This is a genomic window from Martinezella rhizogenes, from assembly GCF_007002745.1.
In the GTDB taxonomy this organism is placed as follows: Bacteria; Pseudomonadota; Alphaproteobacteria; order Rhizobiales; family Rhizobiaceae; genus Agrobacterium; species Agrobacterium cucumeris.
The window spans coordinates 490,272-509,641 of the sequence record NZ_SGNY01000003.1 but is presented as its reverse complement, the minus strand read 5'-3'; the positions used below and the strand labels follow the sequence as shown (position 1 = coordinate 509,641).

Sequence of the window (19,370 nt, the reverse complement as noted above, 5' to 3'; positions counted from 1 at the left end):
ACCATGGCAAAACCCTCCACTGAAGGCGCCGGTAACGTCACGCCGCTCCGTAAATCCCAGCCGTGCCCGGAATGCGGGCGGCCCTCGACACGCGACGATTATCCGTTCTGTTCGGATCGCTGCCGCTCGCTCGATCTTGCCCGCTGGCTGAATGGCTCCTACGCCATTCCGGTCGCAGACGATGAAAGCAGCGCCGGCGGGCAGAACACGGGTAAAAATACATCCGAATAACACCACACACCGCCGGAGATTCCGGCGGTGGATTGCATGATATATTTTTTGAGCTTCCACTTACATCCATATTCACAGGGCTGAAAACGGCCCGAAAATTCGTATCAAGAAAGGCTGCCGCCCTGCCTCGGTAGCCATAGGGTCCTGCGATGGACGCGAGCCTGCAAAAAAGAGTAAGCCATGGCGCGCTGCTGTTTGCGGTGCTGGCCGTTTGCCTCGCCATATTAGCGACGGTGCTGCTTGCCAACGATAAGAAGCACCTCAGGAGCCTGCTGACCTATTTCAATCTGGCGCCTGCCATCTATTCCGCCGATCCGCCGCCCAAGGTGAAGCCCGTCAAACGGCAAAAGCTAGCGGCCAGGAAGGTCTATCTGCCGCCTCATCTATTGAAATTCGAGAAAACCGGCGACAGGGCATCTTTCGCACGCGATTTCGTGCTTTCCGGCAAGGACCTCTGTGACCGTTTCGCCGCCGAGGGTTTTTCCAACCGACAAGGCTGGCACGCAAGCCCGGTGAATATCCGCAACTTCGAATGCATGGCCGACCTTGGCGAGGGGAATGCGGCAACGCCCGTCGAACGGGCATCGCTGTTCCTTGAGATCAGGGGAGAGCCGTCCGGCGAAATCAGGTCTATCCGAATGAAGGCCGTGGCGCCTGAGACGCCTGACGGTGCCGCCATTAAAGCAAAGCTTGACGATGCGCTGGCCCTGATTATCGGGCAAACCCGCTGGAGCGACCTTGCCGCCATGCTTGAACCGGCACGCGGGATGCAGCCCTATCAGGCACAGCATTTCGGCATTTCGGTCTCCGTCAAGCCGGAGCCGGCCGCGCCGCATCGCATGAACGTGATTTTGCTCGCGAATGAACAGTCGCCGGGACTGAAGCTGACGCGCCGTTTTTTCGACAGGGAGCGATGGCTTCCCGCCGCCAGCGTTTCGGATCGGCCGGTCGTCTATCCTTCCGTCAAGAACAACGCTACCCGCTGATGCGGAACCTGCTCAGCCTATCGCTGCCAGCTTGCGCCGGACCGGGGGAATTCTGTCGCTTTGCTGCGCCTGGCGCTTGGCTTCCCACTGAAGAGCGGTGCGAACGATGACCGCCAGATCGTTGAAACGCGGGCGCCAACCCAGCTCCGACTGAATACGGGTGGAATCCGCTACCATGGCCGCAATATCACCCGGCCGGCGTGGACAATGGATAACCGGGAAATCCTGCTCCGATTCCTGCCGCACCGCGTGCAGCACATCCAGCACCGAATAACCGACGCCATAACCACAATTCAAGGTTCGGGTGCCGCCACCGGCGCGCAAATGCGCCATGGCCAGCATATGCGCATCGATGAGATCGCTAACATGGATATAATCGCGAACGCCCGTGCCGTCAGCGGTCGGATAGTCCGTTCCATAGACCTCAACCCGAGCCCGACGGCCGGTTGCGGCCTCGCAGGCGACCTTGATGAGGTTTGGCACGCCCGTTGGAGAAGGACCAGCACGGCCCTGCGGGTCGGCTCCGGCGACATTGAAATAACGCAGCGCCACATAGTTGAAATCATGCGCCTGTACGACGTCGCGCAGCATGATTTCAGAGGCGAGTTTCGACAGGCCATAGGGATTTTCAGGGCTCAGGATCGCCGTTTCCGGCACCGGGCCATTAAAAGGCTGGTTCCCATAAACGGCGGCTGTCGACGAAAAGATGAAATTGCGAATGCCATGGGCGACGGCTGCAGCGACAAGGGCGCGGGTCGTACCGGTATTGTTTTCGTAATATTCGAGCGGCCGGCTGATCGATTCAGGAACGCTGAGGGAGCCGGCAAAGTGGAAAATAGTCTCGATCTGGTTTTCTTCGAAAATCTGGTCGAGCAAGGTGCGATCGGCCGCATCCCCCAGATAGAAACGCGCGGCCGGCGCGACAGCCCAGCGAGACCCCGTGGAAAGCCGGTCGACAACAACAACCTCTTCCCCGGCATCGAGCAGAGCCCACACCATGTGGCTTCCTATGTAACCTGCTCCACCCGTGACCAGAACAGCCATGACTTTACTTCCCTGTTTGCTTTTCTTGAGCCCATCAAAGCCAATAATTCTTCATCATTGATTACTTGCACAGCAAATACGCGATCCAGCCCTCAGCCCTCTGAAAAGGTGGCTTACGATTGGTTAGCGCAATGAAGTGCTTTTTATTTATTAGATGAAAATGTTCTCATAAAAGGAACAGAAAGCGCATAACACAGAAAAGCCCGCACGTCGATGGTTACGCCGTGGGGTTGTAGTTTTGGAGCTTCACTGTGATTTTTTGAGCAAATGCACCTGTCGCGGGGATGTACCAACGCGACAGGCAAACATTGCAGGGAAGACCGAGACCTACCTGCCGAGGATGTAAGACGCCAGCCGATCGGCTGCATCTTCTATCTGCCTGGGGTTGCGCAGGAAACAGGCGCGCAGAAACAGCTCTCCACCCGGGCCGAATGCCGTGCCGGGTGCAAGGCCTACGCCGGTTTTATCAACGATATCCAGCGCCGTGGCGCGGCTGTCCGTGACACCGTCTATCTTGAGGAAGGCGTAAAGAGCGCCATCCGGCTTCAGCGTTTCAACCCGGTTCGTTGCAATCAGCGCATCGCAGAGAATATCGCGGGACGCCAGGGCACGTTCGTAGTTTTCGCGGATGAAGCCGTCACCCTGATCGAGGGCTGCGACTGCGCCACGCTGCATGAACTGCGCGACGCCCGATGTGGAATATTGAATGAGGTTTTCGATGACCTGGCCGATGGCCGGCGGCGCTGCAAGCCAGCCGACACGCCAGCCGGTCATCGACCAGTTCTTCGAGAAGGAATTGGCGAAGACGATCTTGTCGTCCGGCTCCATGATGTCGAGGAACGAAGGCGCGCGGGTGCCGGCATAGTGATAGAGCGCGTAAATCTCGTCCGCGACGATCCAGAGATCGTGTTTGCGGGCAAGCGCCAGAACATCGCGAAGATTGTCGCGCGTCGCGGTCCAACCGGTCGGGTTGGAAGGCGTGTTGATGAAAAGCGCCCTGGTCTTGCCGGTGATGGCGCTTTCCAGCTTGCCGATATCGAGGTCCCAGCGACCGTCACGGAAATCGATACCGACCGGAACCGCCTTTGCGCCCGCCACGCCGATGGCGGCGACGATATTGGGCCAGGTGGGTGAAAGATACACCATCTCGTCGCCCGGCGAAGTCAGCGCCTGCACGGCAAGCACAATCGCCTGCATGCCGGAACCGGTGACGTAAAAATGCTCCGGCGGCAGCGATGCCGCAAAATGCCGTTCGTAATAGCGGCTGAGAGCCTGGCGCAGTTCGGGAATGCCGCGCTGCCAGGTGTAGAAGGTTTCGCCATTGTTCAGCCCATCAATCGCAGCCTGATTGATGAAGTCCGGGCTCGGCAGATCGCCTTCGCCGACCCAGAGCGGCAGGAGATTATCCCGTCCCCGGGCATAATTCACAACCTCGACGATGCCGCTCTCGGGAGCCGCCAGAGAGCGTGCACTCAGACTGTTCAAAATGGACATTAAAGACACTCCGTTTGGTGCCTTCTTATCGCATCGAACCGGCCATATGCATGATATTCCGTGAGGCGAACATGGATTTTCTTTATGGATCGATCCCCGGCGCAAGTGAGCTGTCCGTGCAGGTCAGCAAAACCAGGCCGGGGATAATGTCGGTCTCAGCGCGTCTTGAGCAGATCGCGGATTTCGGTGAGAAGTTTGACATCTTCCGGCGGCGGCGCCGCTTCCGTCTTTTCTTCGGCCTTCTTGGTTTCCACCGAGGCACGAAGCCTGTTGACGCCCTTGACCATCAGGAAAATGATCCAGGCGAGGATGAGGAAGTTGATGAGAACGGTCAGAAAGTTGCCATAAGCAAAGACGGCACCCTGATCACGGGCAGCGGCAAGCGAGGGGGCGGTGACGCCGGAACTCAGCGGCAGGAAGTAGTTCGAGAAATCGAAGCCGCCAAAAATTGCGCCGACGATCGGCATGATGAGATCGTTGACGACGGAATCGACGATCTTGCTGAAAGCCGCACCGATGATGACACCGACGGCCAGATCCATGACATTGCCGCGGGCAATGAAGGTTTTAAATTCGTTTAGCATCCAGATTGTCCCTCTCTCCTGCTTCGAAAGCTGAAGCTATGTGACTGTCCCTACACGCTCAACCATATAGGTTCCCCTTCGCATTTGGAATTCGTCAAGATTGCATTTGTTAGCTTTTTTGCACGCTCGTCTTGAACTTTATGATCAGACCGCGCTCATTCTCAACGGCATGGAATTCGCCTATGCTCATATCAGGGAATTCTTGCATGGGGAGGATGCGTGCTTCCTGGGTGGATCATATTCGGTTCGGCCTTCGCTTATGTCCTGCTGCTGTTTGCGGTTGCAAGCTTCGGGGATAGAAACAGCCGGGAAAGAAACGCCCCGAAGAAGGGGCGGCCGTTCGTTTATGCGCTGAGCCTGGCGATCTATTGCACTTCCTGGACCTATTTCGGCGGCGTCGGGCTTGCCGCGGACAAGGGGCTGGAGTTTCTCGGCATCTATACCGGGCCGATCCTTGCCTTCACCATCGGCATGCCGATCATTCGCCGAATCGTCGAGCTGGCCAAAACGGAAAAGCTGACATCGGTTGCGGATTTCATCGCCGCCCGTTACGGTAAGAACTCCACCGTGGCGATGATCGTCGCCGTCATCGCGCTTGTCGGCGCCATTCCCTATATTGCCCTGCAGTTGAAAGCCGTTTCCAATTCGGTGGCGACGATGGTCGATCCCGGTGACTACGGCATTGGCAGCGGCAATCTCTATTTCCTGGATCTGCCGCTGGTCGTCACCATCGTCATGGCCGGTTTCGCCGTCATGTTCGGCACCCGCCACACCGATGCGACAGAACATCAGGACGGGCTCATCCTGGCGATTTCGATGGAGTCGCTGGTCAAGCTGGTCGCCATGTGTACCGTCGGCTTTTACGTGCTGTTCGTCCTTTTCGACGGGCCTGTGCATCTGTGGCGGCTCGCCACGGAGAATGAACAGGCCATGCGGGCCATATCCTATCACACGCCCGTCAGCCGCTGGATCGTCATGACCCTGCTGTCCGGCTTCGCCATCATCCTTCTGCCGCGCCAGTTCCACGTCACGGTGGTGGAAAACCGCACGCCGGAAGAATTGCGCATGGCGGGTTTCCTGCTGCCGCTCTATCTCATCGCCATCAACATCTTCGTGCTGCCGATCGCGCTCGCCGGTATTCTGACGCTCGGCGCAAACGGCAGCGCCGATCTCTACGTCCTGCAACTGCCGCTTACGCATCAGATGCCGGTCGTATCCCTCATCACCTTCATCGGCGGGTTTTCGGCGGCGACCGCAATGGTTATCGTCGCCTCGGTGGCGCTGTCGATCATGATTTCCAACGACATCGTCATGCCGATCTTTCTGCGGCAGAAGCTGTTGAATCGCTCGCCGCACCGGGACAATTTCGCCAAAACACTGCTCAACATCCGCAGAACGGCGATCTTCGCGGTGATGCTGCTGGGTTACTTCTATTATCGCGCCGCCGACAGCGCGACAGGGCTTGCCTCCATCGGCTTCCTGGCATTCGCCGCCATCGCCCAGATGGCCCCTGCCCTTTTCGGCGGCCTGTTCTGGCGGCGGGCCAATGCGCGCGGCGCAATTGCCGGCCTCAGTTCAGGTTTTTTCGTCTGGGCCTATCTGCTGTTTCTGCCGAGCTTCGGCGGGCCTGACAATTCCGAAGTCGCCGCGAATATTCTCGGCTTCCTGTTTTCCGGCAGCACCGTCTTCAACGGACCGGAAGCCGATCCGTTCGTGAATGCCGTCATCCTCAGCCTGCTCGTCAACAGCATGGCCTTCGTGCTCGGCTCGTTGTCGCGCAACCCGCGGCCGGTGGAGCGCATCCAGTCCGGCATTTTCGTCAAGCGCCACTCGAAATCGCAATTCGCCACACGCGGCTGGAAAACCCGGGTCAGTGTCGGCGACCTCAAAAGCGCGATTGCCCGTTATCTCGGCGAAGAGCGCATGCTGCGTTCACTCGCGACCTATGAGAAGACGGCGGGCCGGAAGCTCAATGACGACCAGCCAGCGGATATGGCGCTGATCCATTTTTCCGAACAATTGCTGGGCAGCGCCATCGGCTCCTCCTCAGCCCGCCTTGTGCTTTCCATCATTCTCCAGAAGGCGGAAGATACCAGCGCAGACACGGCCTGGCTGCTCGATCAGGCGAGTGAAGCCCTGCAATATAATCAGGACATGCTGCAAACGGCGCTGGCGCAGATGGACCAGGGCATCGCTGTTTTCGACAGCTCGCAGCAGCTGACCATCTGGAACCGGCGCTTCCGCACCCTGCTGGATCTGCCGGAACAATTCGGCCAGGTGGGCGTGCCGCTGACGGATATCGTCTCGATGTTGCAGGAGCGTGGCGACATGCCGGCAGGCGATACGGACGAGCTGATCACCAGTTTTCTGACCATGGACCTGCCCTTCTCGCTGGTGCTGGCCGGCGGCGAGCGCATCATCGAAGTGCGCTCCAACACCATGCCGGACAAAGGCATCGTCGCCACCTTCACGGACATTACGCAGCGAGTGGCGAGCGATCAGGCGCTGAAACAGGCCAACGAGACGCTGGAGCAGCGGGTGGCGGAACGAACCGTCGAACTTACCCGCGTCAACCGCGAACTGGCGGAGGCACGGGCATCGGCCGACGAGGCGAATATCGGCAAGACGCGGTTCTTCGCCGCCGCCGGTCACGACATTCTCCAGCCGCTCAATGCCGCGCGCCTCTATTCCTCCTCGCTTGTCGAACGGCTTGGCGCATCAGGGGAAAGCGACCTCGTCCACAATATCGATTCAGCGCTGGAATCGGTCGAAACCATTCTCGGCGCTGTTCTCGACATTTCCCGTCTAGACACCGGCTCGATGAAAGCGCGCATGACATCCGTGCCGCTGAATGAACTGCTGAAACGCATCGAAACCGATTTCGCACCCATGGCGCAGGAAAAGAACCTCGACCTCGTAGTCATGCCCACTTCGCTCACGGTCCGTTCCGACCCCAATCTCCTGCGGCGGCTCGTGCAGAATCTGGTCTCGAACGCCATCAAATATACGCTGAAAGGCAAGGTCGTTGTCGGTGCCCGCCGCCGGGGCGGCGAAGTCGTCATTCAGGTGACGGATTCCGGCATCGGTATTCCCGCATCCAAATTCCGCACCGTCTTCAAGGAATTCGCCCGGCTGGACGAAGGCGCAAAAACGGCATCCGGGCTCGGGCTCGGGCTTTCCATTGTCGACCGGCTGTCGCGCATGCTGCACCATCCCGTGCAGCTGATATCGACGCCCGGCAAGGGTACGACCTTCCGCATTCATCTGCCGCGTGAATCAGACCGCGTTGCGCCGTCCAAATCGGGTGGCGCGGTCAGCAATGCGGCGGCGAGCGACCGCCTTCAGGGGGTGCGGGTCCTTTGCATCGACAATGAGCCGAAAATCCTCGAGGGCATGACACTGTTGCTGACGGGATGGGGCTGTGAGGTTCTGCCGGCAGGTTCGGTGGCGACGCTGGAGGAACCCTTCCTGAAACTGACGGCAGCGCCTGATGTCATCATCGCCGATTACCATCTCGATGATGGTGACGGCATCAGCGCCATCCGCCTCATCCGGACTTTCTACGGCAAGACGATCCCTGCCCTGCTGGTGACGGCGGATCGCAGCCCGGAGGTGCGCAGCGATGCCGAAAAATACGGGATTTCCGTTCAGCACAAGCCGGTCAAACCGGCGGCGCTACGCGCCTATATCAACCAGATATCCAGCACGGCACGGGCGGCGGCGGAATAAAAAAAACTCCCGGACCTTGCGATCCGGGAGTCTTTGATTTTGCAAATTGGGGATATCAGGCAGCCCGGTTCAATCGATCCCTGCCCGCCGCCGAACCCTGCTCCATCTGGAAACGCTGGACGAGATCGAGCAAGGCCTCCACCTCACCGGAGAGCACCCGGCTCGCCGCACTCGACTGTTCGGCAAGGGCTGCATTCTGCTGCGTCATCTGGTCCATCTGGTTGACGGAACCGTTGACGTTGTGAAGCGCGGAAGACTGGTCCTGCGTTGCCGTTGCGATGGTTTCGACGTGCTGGCTGACGGTGACGATCTGCTGGCTGATGGCGGAAAGAACCGTGCCCGCCTCTTGCACCAGCTTCGATCCGGTGCTGACTTCGTGCGTCGACTGGTTGATGAGCTGCTTGATTTCGCGGGCTGCATCGGCGGAACGTTGCGCCAGTTCACGCACTTCCTGCGCCACCACGGCAAAACCCTTGCCCGCCTCACCTGCACGCGCTGCCTCAATGCCGGCATTGAGCGCGAGAAGATTGGTCTGGAAGGCGATATCGTCGATGACCTCGATGATCTGCTCGATCTTGCGGGAAGCGCCTTCGATGCGGCCCATGGCATCAACGGCATTGCTGACGACCGAGCCGGAACTATCGGCGCTCTGCTTGGTAATGCGAACGGCCTCATTGGCCTCCCGTGCCCGCTCGGCCGACGATCTGACTGTCGCGGTAATTTCCTCAACGGCGGCGGCGGTCTCTTCCAGCGAGGCTGCCTGATTTTCGGTGCGCTTCGACAGGTCAACCGACGACTGCTCGATTTCAAAGCCGCTATGCTGGATGATCAGCGTGCGCTCACGGATCTGCCCGAGCGCATCGCGAAGGTTGAGCAGGGAACCGTTGAAATCCGTGCGCAGCCGGTCCAGACGGCCGGTGAAAGGTGTCTCGATCGTACGGCTGAGATCGCCACGCGAAAGCCTGCCGAGACCGGACGCGATCTCACTCACCGCAAATTCGATCTGGCTATCCAGCTCCTGCTTTTCAGCGTCGTTGCGATGGCGTTCGGATTCCGCCACGGAGCGTTCATCGGCGCTTCGTCCTTCGATGGCCAGTTTCTCAAGCGCATTCTCGCGGAAGATCACCAGCGCACGGGCGATGTTGCCGAATTCGTTAGTATTGGTGGCATAGGGGATTGGCGTGTCGAGATTACCGTCAGAAAGAGACTTCACCGCATCGGTCAGCTTGCCCAGCGGCTTCAGGGTGCGCCTGATGACGAAATAGGCGAGCAGCCCGACGCCAACCATGGCCAGCGCGCCGCAGATCAGCATCAGGTCGCGCAGGCCGAATATCTGGGCTTCGTAGACGGCCATGGGAACGCCGACAAAGAGAATACCGACGGTGGCGCCGGTCTTGTTGGTAACCGGCATGTAACCGGTCATGTAGTTGACACCAAAAAGCGTGGCAGGGCCGAAATAGGCTTCACCCTTGCTGACTTTTTCGAAAGCAGGATGATCGGTGGCAAGCTTCGTGCCCGCCGCGCGCTCGCCCTTTTCATTTTTCAGATTGGTGGTCATACGGACATATTCACCAGCCTTGGTTTCAAAAACCGTGGCGATGCCGCCGTTGCCGGCTGCCGTGCGGTCGACGAGGTCGTTGTCGCGCAATGTCCCGATGCTGGCGCGGCCGACACTCTTCAGCTCTCCATCCCCCATGTCGAGGGTGACGCCACCGACCTTCATCTCGTAAAGGATCGCCATGCTACGCATCGCGCTGTTGGTATCGCGCAGCGCTGTGGTGATGATATTGTCTTTCAGGCGCATGAAGGTGGAAAAACCAACTGCGGCCACACTGAGCATGATCAAGCCGATTGTCAGCGCGACGACCTTGCTCGCAACGGTCTTAAAGAGCCGGTTGTGCATGAAACAGTTCCCCAAAGCCAAACTTATAAAAGTTCTAGTTGGCAACTGTTAAAAAAGCGCGAAGTGCCGATGGCACCTTTTAGGGGTGCAATTGCAAGGGCTGAGCCAGCGTGGCTTGACGGGACGGGAAAGCCCCGTCCGCAATTAGTGGATATAGCCGAGCCGGATGGCCTTGGCGATCGCCTGAATACGGTTGACGGAATCAAGCTTGATCGTCGCAGAACCGAGATAGGCATTGACCGTGTGCACGGAAAGCCCGAGCTTGACAGCGATCTCTTCACTGATCCGACCGTCACCCGCCAGTTGCAGGCAGGCGATTTCCCTCTCGCTCAGTGCTTCCGAGGGAGCCGCCTTGCGCTCGTCGAGCGCCAGCATGTCCACCATGATCTCGCAGCATTTGATGTGCTGTTCGATGACGACCTCGTTGTCGAGAACAAGATTGGTGCCGCAGAAAACGATGTAGCCATTACCGATGGTGCCGAGCCGCACCGGCATGGCCAGCCCGGCATAGGGCAATGTGTCGTTTTCGATCCGGCGCAGCAACGCCGGAACATCGGGAAGATCGGCAAAGCCGCCAGCATTCTTGTTGCGCCAGATGACCGGCAACAGCGACGTCTCGATATGGTCGAGAAGAATATCGCCAACGGCACGGATGAACTGCGTGCTCTGTTCTGCGGCATTCATGCCCCAGTTTTCCAGCTCGCAGGTCAGTTTCTTCTTGTTGGGAAAACCGGAAGCAGCAGCCTTCGTCACCACGAAATTTCGTGCGCCGACCAGCTTCTGCATGGCGACGAGCTTCGGAAACAGATCCGACCGGCTCGTTGCGACAGGGCTGCGGTAAAACATGCCCGTCTGACCTGTACCCTCATTGTCTTTCGTCTGTACCATCCGTCCGACCATTATACGAGGTTGTTGCGCACGGCGTAGGCAATTGCCTCCGAGCGGGTTTTCGTCGCGGTTTTACGCATCACGCTTGTAATGTAATTATTGATCGTATTGCGCGAAATGCCAAGGATCATCGCAATTTCGTCGCTTGTCTTGCCCTCTGCAATCCAGAACAGGCATTCGAGCTCGCGCTCGGTAAGATCGATATCACGCACGGCCTTTGCTTCGCTGGCGATGCCGAAGCTGACGCAATAACCCGTCAACAGCGCGATTTCGCGCAGACGTTCCGGTGAAGGAACAGCATGTTCGGGAAACAGCAGAAGAAGGGAAAGGCGGATGCGGCCCACGCAGAAAGACAGTGCGGAATATTGCCGGTCGATACCGTAGGGAACAGAAACATCGTCGGGAAGAAACAATAATCGCGGCCGCAGAAGCGAAAGGCATTTCTCCATTTCGCTCGATCTGTTCTGGCTGTTCGTCAGCTCAATGCCGAGCCTGCGTACCAGATCGAAAGGCCAGTCGGATGTGACGATGAATTTCAGACCGGTTTCTTCGAGAAGATCATCCCGCGCCAGCAGATAATGCGAGGCGCCGGCGTAGGTTACGAGCAAATCCAGTGCGCCTGCAACGTTGCCGGCAGCGGCCGTGGCTGCGACGTTCTTGGCAAGCTGATCGCGCGGCAAGGGCTTACCCATGCCCTCCATAGGCTTGGCAGACAGCCTGCGGATATCAACATCGACTTTCAATCGCCTACGCCCTCTTGCTCCCAGCGGGAGATTATACATCGGGATGGAATCATTCCATTCAAGAAGCTTACCAAAATGGAATGGCACGCCCCCGGAGACCGAATCACTTCATTTTATGGAACCGACCGGAATTTGCCATTACCTGACAACAGCCTTTCCACGTATTTCCTCATTCGTCTATTGCTAAAAAAACATACTGAAAAGCTGGCCAATTCATAAACGGCATTCTCAGCCTATTCCCAGCAAACTGTATCGTTGATGAATTTTTTGTAAACACTGTCCTGAAACGAGAATGCCACGGCCCGACGACCAAGGATAGTAAAAAGCCCGAAAATGCGAAAAAGGCCGGGGTAAAACCGGCCTTTTCAAAATCACGCTGCCTTTTCCACTGCCCATTTGCGCAGGATCTTGGCTGCTCTTTCCTCGCTGATTTCCACCATGCGGGAGAGCCTGCGTTCCGGTCCTTCGCGAACCCGGCGGTTGAAGGTGCCTTCGCTGTCGCCACCCGCCAGAAGATCGTCGGTGCTGTCGAAGCCGAAATCCGCTCCGAAACCTTCCATGAGACCACCAGCACCTGCATCCATGCCGGGAGAGAAATCCGGCAGTTCGAGACCGGCGGTCTCCTGGCTGAGCTGACCCGCGGCCGCACCATTGCCGGCCACCGTGCGGACCAGGGGACGCACACCAAGCCAGATGACGAGGAAGGCGACAGCGACGAAGGCGAGCGAGTTGATGATGCCAGCCGAATTGCGGCTCAACACTTCCATGACTCCCGGACCGCTGGCGGCCTCGTCGAGCAATTGCGTTTCAAGGAAGTCCATTGCCGTCAGCGTGACGATATCACCGCGATCGGAAGAGATGCCCGCCGCCGACGTCACGATCTTCTGCATTTCGGCAAGATAGGCGTCGATCTTGGCCTGATCGACGGGTTCGCCGACCATCTTGGCAATGCGACCCTTGTTGACGACCACGGCGACCGAAATCTTCTCGACAGTGTAGCCGTTCTTGACGGTAGCGACCGTTTTCGAGTTGATCTCGTAATTGGTCTGCTCTTCCTTCTTGGCCGACTGGTCGGAGGACTGCGGGCCACCGCCGCCACCCTGCGGGGCTGCCTGCGGCACGTTCTGTTCCACGGTCGCTGCGGTATCCGGCTGCGTTTCCTGGGACTTCTGGTCTTCCTTTACCGTGCGGACAGAGCGCTCGACGCGCGATTCCGGATCATACACGGTCTCCTGGATCTGGCGGCTGTCGGTGTTCAGCTGTGCGGTCACGCTCGAGCGGAAATTGTCCATGCCGAGGAAAGGCGCCAGCGCCTTGTCGATATTGGTGGTGATTTCCTGCTGGACATTCTGCGCCAGTGTCAGCGAGCGGTTCATTGCGGCGTTGGTGACATCGTCGCCGGAGGCCAGAAGCTGGCCGGTGGAATCGAGCAGGGTCACGTCATCGACTTCGAGGCCGGGAACGGCCGAGGCGACGAGGTGACGGATGGAGGCGGACGCCTTGCGACCTGCGGTGGCGCTGGCGCGGATCATGACCGATGCGGTGGGTTTCTGTTCGCCACGGCGGAAATTGCCGACGTCAGGCATGACGATATGGACGCGTGCGGCCGCAATCCCGTCGATCTGCTGGATGGAGCGGCTGATCTCACCCTCGAGGGCGCGAACGCGCGTCACTTCCTGCATGAAGGAGGTCAGGCCGAGAGAACCGACATTGTCGAAAAGCTCGTAGCCGGCATTGGCGCTATCAGGCAGACCGCGCTCGGCCAGAAGCAACCTTGCCTTGCTGGTCAGTCCAACGGGAACCTGAAGGCTCGAACCGTCGGTTCCGACCTGAAAGTCCAGCCCCGATTCGGCAAGCGCAATGCTGATCTTGTTGAGGTCGCTTTTTTCAAGCCCTACATAAAGGGTCTCGTAAGCGGGACGGTTCACGTAGAGCGCTGCTGCAAGGATAACGGCCATGGACAAAACGCCCACGCCGCCCAGCATCAGCAGCCGTGTCTGACCCAGCGCCGCGATATTCTTCAGGACCTGAGGGATTTGATTTAACAGATTCATTCTGTTCCGCACCGTCATTCATAGAATCCGAGACCTTTTGGCCCCGTAATGACAATAGGGTGCGAAGCTTGCGCGAGCGTTGCCTTTCTCCGCATTCAGCGAGGAAAGGAACGTCGGCTGGAATATGGTCTAGAACAGGTCGAAGTCGCCGGAAGCCTTGTCCAGCGGCTGGGAATGGCCGTGGCGGAAGGCAGCGCCCAGCGCCTTCTGCATTTCGGCAAGCTTGACGAGGCTGAGCGCCGTTGAGACATCCACGATCCATTCACCGGGAATGGAACCGGTGATGGTGTCGATGAATTCGGCAAGACCGCGGGTCTTCTGAACGGCGAGATCGATGCCCTGCAGCAGCTTGATGCCATCGCCCGACAATTGACCGCTGGTCACTTCCAGCAACTGCGGCTCGATGCGCTCTATGAGATAGGCGACATCGTGCAACTCCGACACCACGCGCATGAGAACATCCGGCAGTGCTTCTTCGAACGGAGCGGTGCCGGCGTGGTCTGCAATCTGCATTGGAAACTCCGTGACTAGAAAAATTCGATGTCGTTGGCTACGGGCTTGGGTGCCGGCACCGGACGCGTTTCCATGGCGACCGTCTTCTGGGTTTCCGCGCCGCTGAGCGGATGCTGACGCGCGCGACCCGAGACCGGCCAGAACTCGATCTTGCGGCCGTGCTCTCCGCCCGTGGAGGAGCTTATGACCGGAATGCCTTCATCCTTCAGAAACTGCATGGCGAAGATGGCATTCTGCTCACCGACATTCGAGAAGCTGGCGATTGTCTTCGCGCCGCCGAAAACCTTGGCCTCCAGCCGGTCGCGGCGGGCGCCCTTCTTCAGAAGGCCGTTGATCAGAAGTTCCATGAGATGCACGCCGTAACGCGTTGCATCTCCGCCGGTCACATTGCCCGTTCCCGGCAGCAAGAAGTGGTTCATTCCTCCAATGCCGGCAACGGGATCTCTCAGACAGGCGGCCACGCACGAACCGAGTATCGTCGTCATGACCACGTCGGGATCGTTGACAACCTTATACTCGCCCTGAATGATATGTACGCGCTTGGCCGCAGCTTCAATCATTTCAGCGATCCGAAAACCGCCTCGATGGCTGCGCGCATCTTGTCGATGGTGAAAGGCTTGGCCAGCACGTTGTTCGCGCCGAGCTGCGCCGCCTTCTGCACCAGCGCGCGGTCGCCCTGCGCCGTGAGGATGATGAAGGCCGCTTTTTTAAGGGTCGGATTGGCCCGTACGGCGTGCAGGAAACCAAGACCGTCCATCTTCGGCATGTTGAAGTCGGAGATGACGAGATGATGGGGCTGCTGCTCCATGATCTTCAATCCCTGCTCGCCATCGCCGGCGGCAGTGATCTGCTTGAAGCCCAGCTGTGTCAGCGCATCGCTGAGGAGCAACCGGCTGGTCACCTGATCGTCAACGATCAGAACTTTGATCTTTTCTGCGAGAGACATTAGTCAGCACCTTCTTTGCGGGCAGTGGTTAGTTTCAGGATTTCTTCGCCGATGGAGGCCAGCGGCAATTGCTGTTCAACGGCACCGAGCTCATAGGCCACGCGGGGCATGCCGTAGACGACACATGTTTTTTCATTCTGGCCGACGGTGCGCGCACCGGCATGGCGCATTTTCAGCAGTCCGGCCGCGCCATCGCGGCCCATGCCGGTGAGAATGACGCCGACAGCATTGCGACCGGCAAGCTCGGCCACCGAATCAAACAGCACATCGACGGAGGGACGATGGCCGTTCACCGGATCGCGCTCGATGAGCCGGCAGCAGGGTGCTGCCCGGTTGGCGATCTGCAGATGGCGTTCACCGCCCGGCGCAAGATAGATCTTGCCGGTCTGCAGGCGTGCGCCATCTGTGGCTTCTTCCACGACGGGCGCGCAAATCCGGTTCAGCCGTTCGGCGAAGCTCCGGGTGAAGGTCGGCGGCATGTGCTGGGTGATGACAGTCGGCGGGCAATTGGCCGGAAATTTCTGCAGCACGGCGATCAGCGCCTCGACACCACCCGTGGACGAACCGATGGCCACGACTTTGCGGCCCGCGCGATAATCGCTGACCGGCGTAGGCTGCACAGCCGCGGCGCTTTCCGGACGAGCCGTGCGATAGGCGGCGTGTTGGGAGCGGGCAGCGGCCTTCACCTTGTCGGCAAGATCGCCAAAGGGACGCGCATCGCCCGGAGCCGGCTTGCCGACGCAATCGAAGGCACCGATTTCGAGTGCCGCAAGCGAAGCGTCCGCGCCGCGATGGGTCAGCGACGAGACCATGATCACCGGCATGGGCCGCAGGCGCATGATCTTTTCGAGAAATTCGAGGCCGTTCATTTCCGGCATCTCGATGTCGAGCGTCACGACATCGGGGTTGAGCTGCTTGATGGCGGCGCGTGCTTCCATGGCGTTGCCGGCCTGTCCGACCACCTCGACTTCCGGATCTGCCTTGAGGACAGCCGAAATCAGGCCGCGCATCGTTGGACTATCATCGACGACGAGTACCCGTGCGAGCGCGCTCATGCCTTCCTCCCGGATGCGTGTCCAATGTAGCGATAGGTGGTGATGCCGGTATTGTCGAACAGGTTCTTGGCATCACCGGAGACGCGTTCGGAATGGCCGATATAGAGATGACCACCTTCCGGCAGCAGGCCGGCGAAACGCGACCAGATGCGCGTCTGTGTCGGCTCGTCGAAATAAATGACGACGTTACGGCAGAAGATCACGTCGAAATTGCCCTTGAAGGGCCATTGCGTCATCAGGTTCAATTCGTTGAAGGTGATGAGGCGCTTGACCTTGTCGTCGATGCGGAATTTGCGGCGACCGCCGGCATCGACCTCCGTGAACCATTGCTTGCGCATGGCGGGAGAGACGGTTTCGAGCGCGTTGTCGTCATAGACGCCGGCGCGGGCCTGCGCCAAAATCTTGGGATCGATGTCCGTCGCCAGAATCTTGAAATCGTAATCCGCCGCATTCGGGAACATGGCGAGCACGGTAAGCGCGATCGAATAGGGCTCCTGCCCGTCGGAACAGGCCGCCGACCAGATGCGGACACGCCCGCCGCTCTTGGCCCTTGCGATAAGGCCCGGCAGGACCTCGTCGCGCAGATGTTCGAAATGGTGGTTCTCGCGGAAGAAGCGCGTGAAATTCGTCGTCAGATGCGACAGCATTTCGCGCCGCGCCGGCGCGCCCTCGGTTGAGGAGACCAGCGTGCAATATTCGCGGAAACCGGAAAGGCCGAGATTGCGGATATGCTTCGACAGACGGGAATAGACCAGCGACGCCTTGGTGTCGTTGAGATAGATGCCTGCATCCGCATAGATCATCGCAGCGATCTCCGACAGATCGCGTCTTGTCAGCGGATATTCACCGCTGGCAAGTACGTCGTCCGGAGACTGGCGCTGGTCGCTGAGATTAAGTGCTGCCATGAACGATCCGCTTTCAACCTGTCGCCGCAAGCGACATTTCCTGCTTCAGGGGCTGTCCGCGCGAAGCGCTGACGATGGCATCGACATCCAGAATGAGCGCAACGCGCCCGTCACCGAGAATGGTGGCGGCGGCAATGCCCGGAACATGGGTATAGTTGGCTTCCAACGACTTGATGACGACCTGACGCTGGCCCTGGATCGCATCGACCATCAGGGCGCGCTGGCCACCGCCTTCCGATTCCACCAGAAGCGCCACGCCTTCGACCGGATCGGCCTGGGTCGGGCGGAAGTTCAGAACACGTCCGACATCGACCAGCGGGCAGAAGGAATTGCGGATGGAGATCAGCCGCTGGTTGGAACCGAAGGAGTGGATATTCTTCGCTTCCGGCTGCAGGGTTTCGACGATTGCGGTCAAGGGCACGACGAGCGTCTGACCGGCCACCGTCACCACCATGCCGTCGAGGACGGCGAGCGTCAGCGGCAGGCTCATCGTGAAGGTCGAACCATGACCGGGGCGCGAGGAGATGCTGATGCGGCCACCAAGCGCCTGAATGGAACGCTTGACCACATCCATGCCGACACCGCGGCCGGAAATGTCGGAAATCTTGTCGGCGGTCGAAAAGCCCGGCGCGAAGATCAGATTGTCGATCTCTTCGTCGGTCAGGTTCGCATCGGCGGCAATGAGATCATTATCGATCGCTTTCTGTCGAACGCGCTCGCGGTTGATGCCGGCGCCATCGTCCTGCAGTTCGATGAGGATACGGCCCGAGCGATGCTTTGCCGAAAGCTTGATGGTGCCTTCCGGGTTCTTGCCGGCCGCTTCGCGTTTTTCCGGCGTTTCGATGCCGTGGTCGACGGCATTGCGGATCATGTGGGTCAGAGGCTCGGCCAGCTTGTCGATAACCGTCTTGTCGACTTCGGTGTTTTCACCTTCGGTGACGAGACGGATCTGCTTGCCGATCATGTCTGCGACTTCGCGGACGATACGCGACATGCGCTGGAAGACCGGCTTTACCGGCTGCGCACGGATGGCCATCACGCTGTCCTGGATTTCGCGCGTCAGCTGCTGCAGCTCGTCCAGACCCATATTGACGGCAGAGGTGCCGCTCGCATCGTTCTCGATGACGCTCTGCGACAGCATCGCCTGATTGATGACGAGTTCGCCAACGAGGTTGATGAGGCGATCGACGCGATCGAGATCGACGCGGATGGTCTGGCCAGCACTCGCATTGGCGGCCGCATTGGCATTCGCCTGCGCTGCGGCGGGCGCTGCCGCCGCCTCACGCTTTTCGATGGCGGCATTGACGCTCTGGGCGATCTGCGTCGTGGCGACGGCAGCTTCAACGGCTGCGGCAACAAAAGGCTCTTCCACCATAGCTGCTTCGACGGCAGTGTCCGCTTCCGGTCCGCCATCAAGCGCCGAGAGATCGAACGGAACCGGGATCATCGGAAGTTCTTCCTCTTCCGCAGCGGCATCCGAAATAACCGGCGTGATTTCGAGATCGCAATCCCATTCGGCGAATTCGAAGACGCTGCGGATACCCTCTTCACCCTTGTCGGTGGTGATCGAAACCGTCCAGGAGAGATAAGATGCTTCAGGATCGAGCTTGTCGAGCGTGGGCAGTTCCGACAGGTCGCAATTGATGCTCATCTCGCCGATACGCGAGAGATCGCGCAGGAGAAGCGCTGCCTCATTGCCCTTTGAATAAAGCGATGCATGCGGCTTGAAGGTGATCTGGAAGGTCGGCGCTTCCATCAGCGGTGTCGTGTCGTCGGCAAAGTCCGAGAAGGAGAACAGCACCGGCTGGAAACCGCTCTCATCCGTCGGCTTGGGCGCAGCGGCTGCCGGCGCCTTGATGGCTGCTGGCGCTGCCGCCGGCGCAGAGGCCTGTACGGTTTCGCCGTTTGCCAGCGCTTCCAGTTCCTTGACGAGGCCACGAGTGCGGCTTTCATCGACGCTGCCGCCGTCTCTCGCCGCATTGGTCAGGTCCGCCAGCACGTCGGCGGAGCGCAACATGACTTTCAGAACATCCTGTGTGGGCTCCAGCTTGTTGGAGCGAACGCAGTCGAGGGTCGTTTCAAAAACGTGGGCGAAGGCCACGAGATCATCGAGACCGAAGGCACCCGCCCCGCCCTTGATGGAATGAACGGCACGGAAAACAGCGTTGACGGTTTCCGGATCACGGTCACCGTCATTCAATTTAAGAAGCCCCGATTCCAGTTCAGCGAGCTGCTCCTCGCATTCCTGGAAAAAGATTTCCTTGATTTCGTTCATATCCATCGTGAAATGTCCCG

At 59.1% G+C, this 19,370-nt stretch carries 16 protein-coding genes; 3 read left to right on the top strand and 13 right to left on the bottom strand.

The features are described from left to right. Positions 1–3 precede the first annotated feature (3 nt). Both yacG and EXN68_RS12615 read left to right on the top strand, forming a co-directional pair. Entirely contained in the window at positions 4–231 is a 228-nt protein-coding gene (gene yacG / locus EXN68_RS12620; protein ID WP_142841097.1) for a DNA gyrase inhibitor YacG, read from the top strand. Positions 232–380: 149 nt separating this feature from the next. Further along, complete coding sequence (locus EXN68_RS12615; RefSeq protein ID WP_142841094.1) at positions 381–1,217, top strand: DUF6030 family protein; 837 nt, start codon at positions 381–383, stop codon at positions 1,215–1,217. Positions 1,218–1,229: 12 nt separating this feature from the next. Here the strand turns inward: EXN68_RS12615 and galE are convergent, their stop codons facing one another. The 3 genes from galE to mscL all read right to left on the bottom strand — a co-directional run bounded on the left by galE (position 1,230) and on the right by mscL (position 4,339). Then, a complete protein-coding gene (galE, locus tag EXN68_RS12610) occupies positions 1,230–2,261 on the bottom strand; it encodes a UDP-glucose 4-epimerase GalE (RefSeq protein ID WP_142841092.1) in 1,032 nt (343 codons plus the stop codon). A gap of 327 nt (positions 2,262–2,588) precedes the next feature. Next, on the bottom strand, positions 2,589–3,755 hold the full coding sequence (locus EXN68_RS12605; RefSeq protein ID WP_142841091.1) for a pyridoxal phosphate-dependent aminotransferase: 1,167 nt from the start codon (positions 3,753–3,755) through the stop codon (positions 2,589–2,591). 155 nt (positions 3,756–3,910) lie between these two features. After that, entirely contained in the window at positions 3,911–4,339 is a 429-nt protein-coding gene (gene mscL / locus EXN68_RS12600) for a large conductance mechanosensitive channel protein MscL (protein ID WP_142841089.1), read from the bottom strand. 219 nt (positions 4,340–4,558) lie between these two features. Here mscL and EXN68_RS12595 point away from each other — a divergent pair, with 219 nt between their 5' ends. After that, complete coding sequence (locus EXN68_RS12595; protein ID WP_142841087.1) at positions 4,559–8,068, top strand: PAS domain-containing hybrid sensor histidine kinase/response regulator; 3,510 nt, start codon at positions 4,559–4,561, stop codon at positions 8,066–8,068. A gap of 55 nt (positions 8,069–8,123) precedes the next feature. Here EXN68_RS12595 and EXN68_RS12590 read toward each other — a convergent pair whose 3' ends face one another. From EXN68_RS12590 to EXN68_RS12545, 10 genes are all read right to left on the bottom strand, one after another. Continuing rightward, complete coding sequence (locus tag EXN68_RS12590; RefSeq protein ID WP_142841085.1) at positions 8,124–9,971, bottom strand: methyl-accepting chemotaxis protein; 1,848 nt, start codon at positions 9,969–9,971, stop codon at positions 8,124–8,126. Positions 9,972–10,115: 144 nt separating this feature from the next. Next, complete coding sequence (gene visR, locus EXN68_RS12585) at positions 10,116–10,817, bottom strand: transcriptional regulator VisR (protein ID WP_046800731.1); 702 nt, start codon at positions 10,815–10,817, stop codon at positions 10,116–10,118. A gap of 53 nt (positions 10,818–10,870) precedes the next feature. Next, positions 10,871–11,602, bottom strand: a complete 732-nt coding sequence (visN, locus tag EXN68_RS12580; RefSeq protein WP_052760248.1) for a transcriptional regulator VisN — start codon at positions 11,600–11,602, stop codon at positions 10,871–10,873. Positions 11,603–11,973: 371 nt separating this feature from the next. Continuing rightward, a complete protein-coding gene (gene fliF / locus EXN68_RS12575) occupies positions 11,974–13,656 on the bottom strand; it encodes a flagellar basal-body MS-ring/collar protein FliF (RefSeq protein WP_161991319.1) in 1,683 nt (560 codons plus the stop codon). A gap of 129 nt (positions 13,657–13,785) precedes the next feature. Beyond that, entirely contained in the window at positions 13,786–14,169 is a 384-nt protein-coding gene (cheT, locus tag EXN68_RS12570; RefSeq protein WP_052816944.1) for a chemotaxis protein CheT, read from the bottom strand. A gap of 14 nt (positions 14,170–14,183) precedes the next feature. Continuing rightward, positions 14,184–14,729, bottom strand: a complete 546-nt coding sequence (gene cheD / locus EXN68_RS12565; protein WP_003493784.1) for a chemoreceptor glutamine deamidase CheD — start codon at positions 14,727–14,729, stop codon at positions 14,184–14,186. Then, on the bottom strand, positions 14,726–15,115 hold the full coding sequence (cheY2, locus tag EXN68_RS12560) for a chemotaxis response regulator CheY2 (RefSeq protein WP_003515008.1): 390 nt from the start codon (positions 15,113–15,115) through the stop codon (positions 14,726–14,728). The genes cheD and cheY2 overlap by 4 nt, the downstream gene beginning before the upstream one ends. Further along, positions 15,115–16,170 carry a protein-glutamate O-methylesterase CheB gene (gene cheB, locus EXN68_RS12555; RefSeq protein WP_142841081.1) on the bottom strand — a complete coding sequence of 352 codons (1,056 nt, stop codon included), beginning with the start codon at positions 16,168–16,170 and terminating at the stop codon, positions 15,115–15,117. Before cheB ends, cheY2 begins: the two co-directional genes overlap by 1 nt. Further along, on the bottom strand, positions 16,167–17,075 hold the full coding sequence (gene cheR / locus EXN68_RS12550; protein ID WP_142841080.1) for a protein-glutamate O-methyltransferase CheR: 909 nt from the start codon (positions 17,073–17,075) through the stop codon (positions 16,167–16,169). Before cheR ends, cheB begins: the two co-directional genes overlap by 4 nt. Positions 17,076–17,088: 13 nt before the next feature. Beyond that, the gene (locus EXN68_RS12545; RefSeq protein WP_142841078.1) at positions 17,089–19,356 is read right to left on the bottom strand and encodes a chemotaxis protein CheA; all 2,268 of its coding nucleotides are present in this window, start codon (positions 19,354–19,356) and stop codon (positions 17,089–17,091) included. Positions 19,357–19,370: the final 14 nt, after the last annotated feature.

Bases quoted from the DNA above. Each gene is read 5' to 3' on its own strand.
- mscL (WP_142841089.1), bottom strand. From the start codon at position 4,339: ATGCTAAACGAATTTAAAACCTTCATTGCCCGCGGCAATGTCATGGAT.
- EXN68_RS12605 (WP_142841091.1), bottom strand. From the start codon at position 3,755: ATGTCCATTTTGAACAGTCTGAGTGCACGCTCTCTGGCGGCTCCCGAG.
- EXN68_RS12590 (WP_142841085.1), bottom strand. From the start codon at position 9,971: ATGCACAACCGGCTCTTTAAGACCGTTGCGAGCAAGGTCGTCGCGCTG.
- fliF (WP_161991319.1), bottom strand. From the start codon at position 13,656: ATGAATCTGTTAAATCAAATCCCTCAGGTCCTGAAGAATATCGCGGCG.
- EXN68_RS12545 (WP_142841078.1), bottom strand. From the start codon at position 19,356: ATGGATATGAACGAAATCAAGGAAATCTTTTTCCAGGAATGCGAGGAG.
- cheD (WP_003493784.1), bottom strand. From the start codon at position 14,729: ATGATTGAAGCTGCGGCCAAGCGCGTACATATCATTCAGGGCGAGTAT.
- visR (WP_046800731.1), bottom strand. From the start codon at position 10,817: ATGTTTTACCGCAGCCCTGTCGCAACGAGCCGGTCGGATCTGTTTCCG.
- cheT (WP_052816944.1), bottom strand. From the start codon at position 14,169: ATGCAGATTGCAGACCACGCCGGCACCGCTCCGTTCGAAGAAGCACTG.
- cheB (WP_142841081.1), bottom strand. From the start codon at position 16,170: ATGAGCGCGCTCGCACGGGTACTCGTCGTCGATGATAGTCCAACGATG.
- EXN68_RS12615 (WP_142841094.1), top strand. From the start codon at position 381: ATGGACGCGAGCCTGCAAAAAAGAGTAAGCCATGGCGCGCTGCTGTTT.
- yacG (WP_142841097.1), top strand. From the start codon at position 4: ATGGCAAAACCCTCCACTGAAGGCGCCGGTAACGTCACGCCGCTCCGT.
- cheY2 (WP_003515008.1), bottom strand. From the start codon at position 15,115: ATGTCTCTCGCAGAAAAGATCAAAGTTCTGATCGTTGACGATCAGGTG.
- cheR (WP_142841080.1), bottom strand. From the start codon at position 17,075: ATGGCAGCACTTAATCTCAGCGACCAGCGCCAGTCTCCGGACGACGTA.
- galE (WP_142841092.1), bottom strand. From the start codon at position 2,261: ATGGCTGTTCTGGTCACGGGTGGAGCAGGTTACATAGGAAGCCACATG.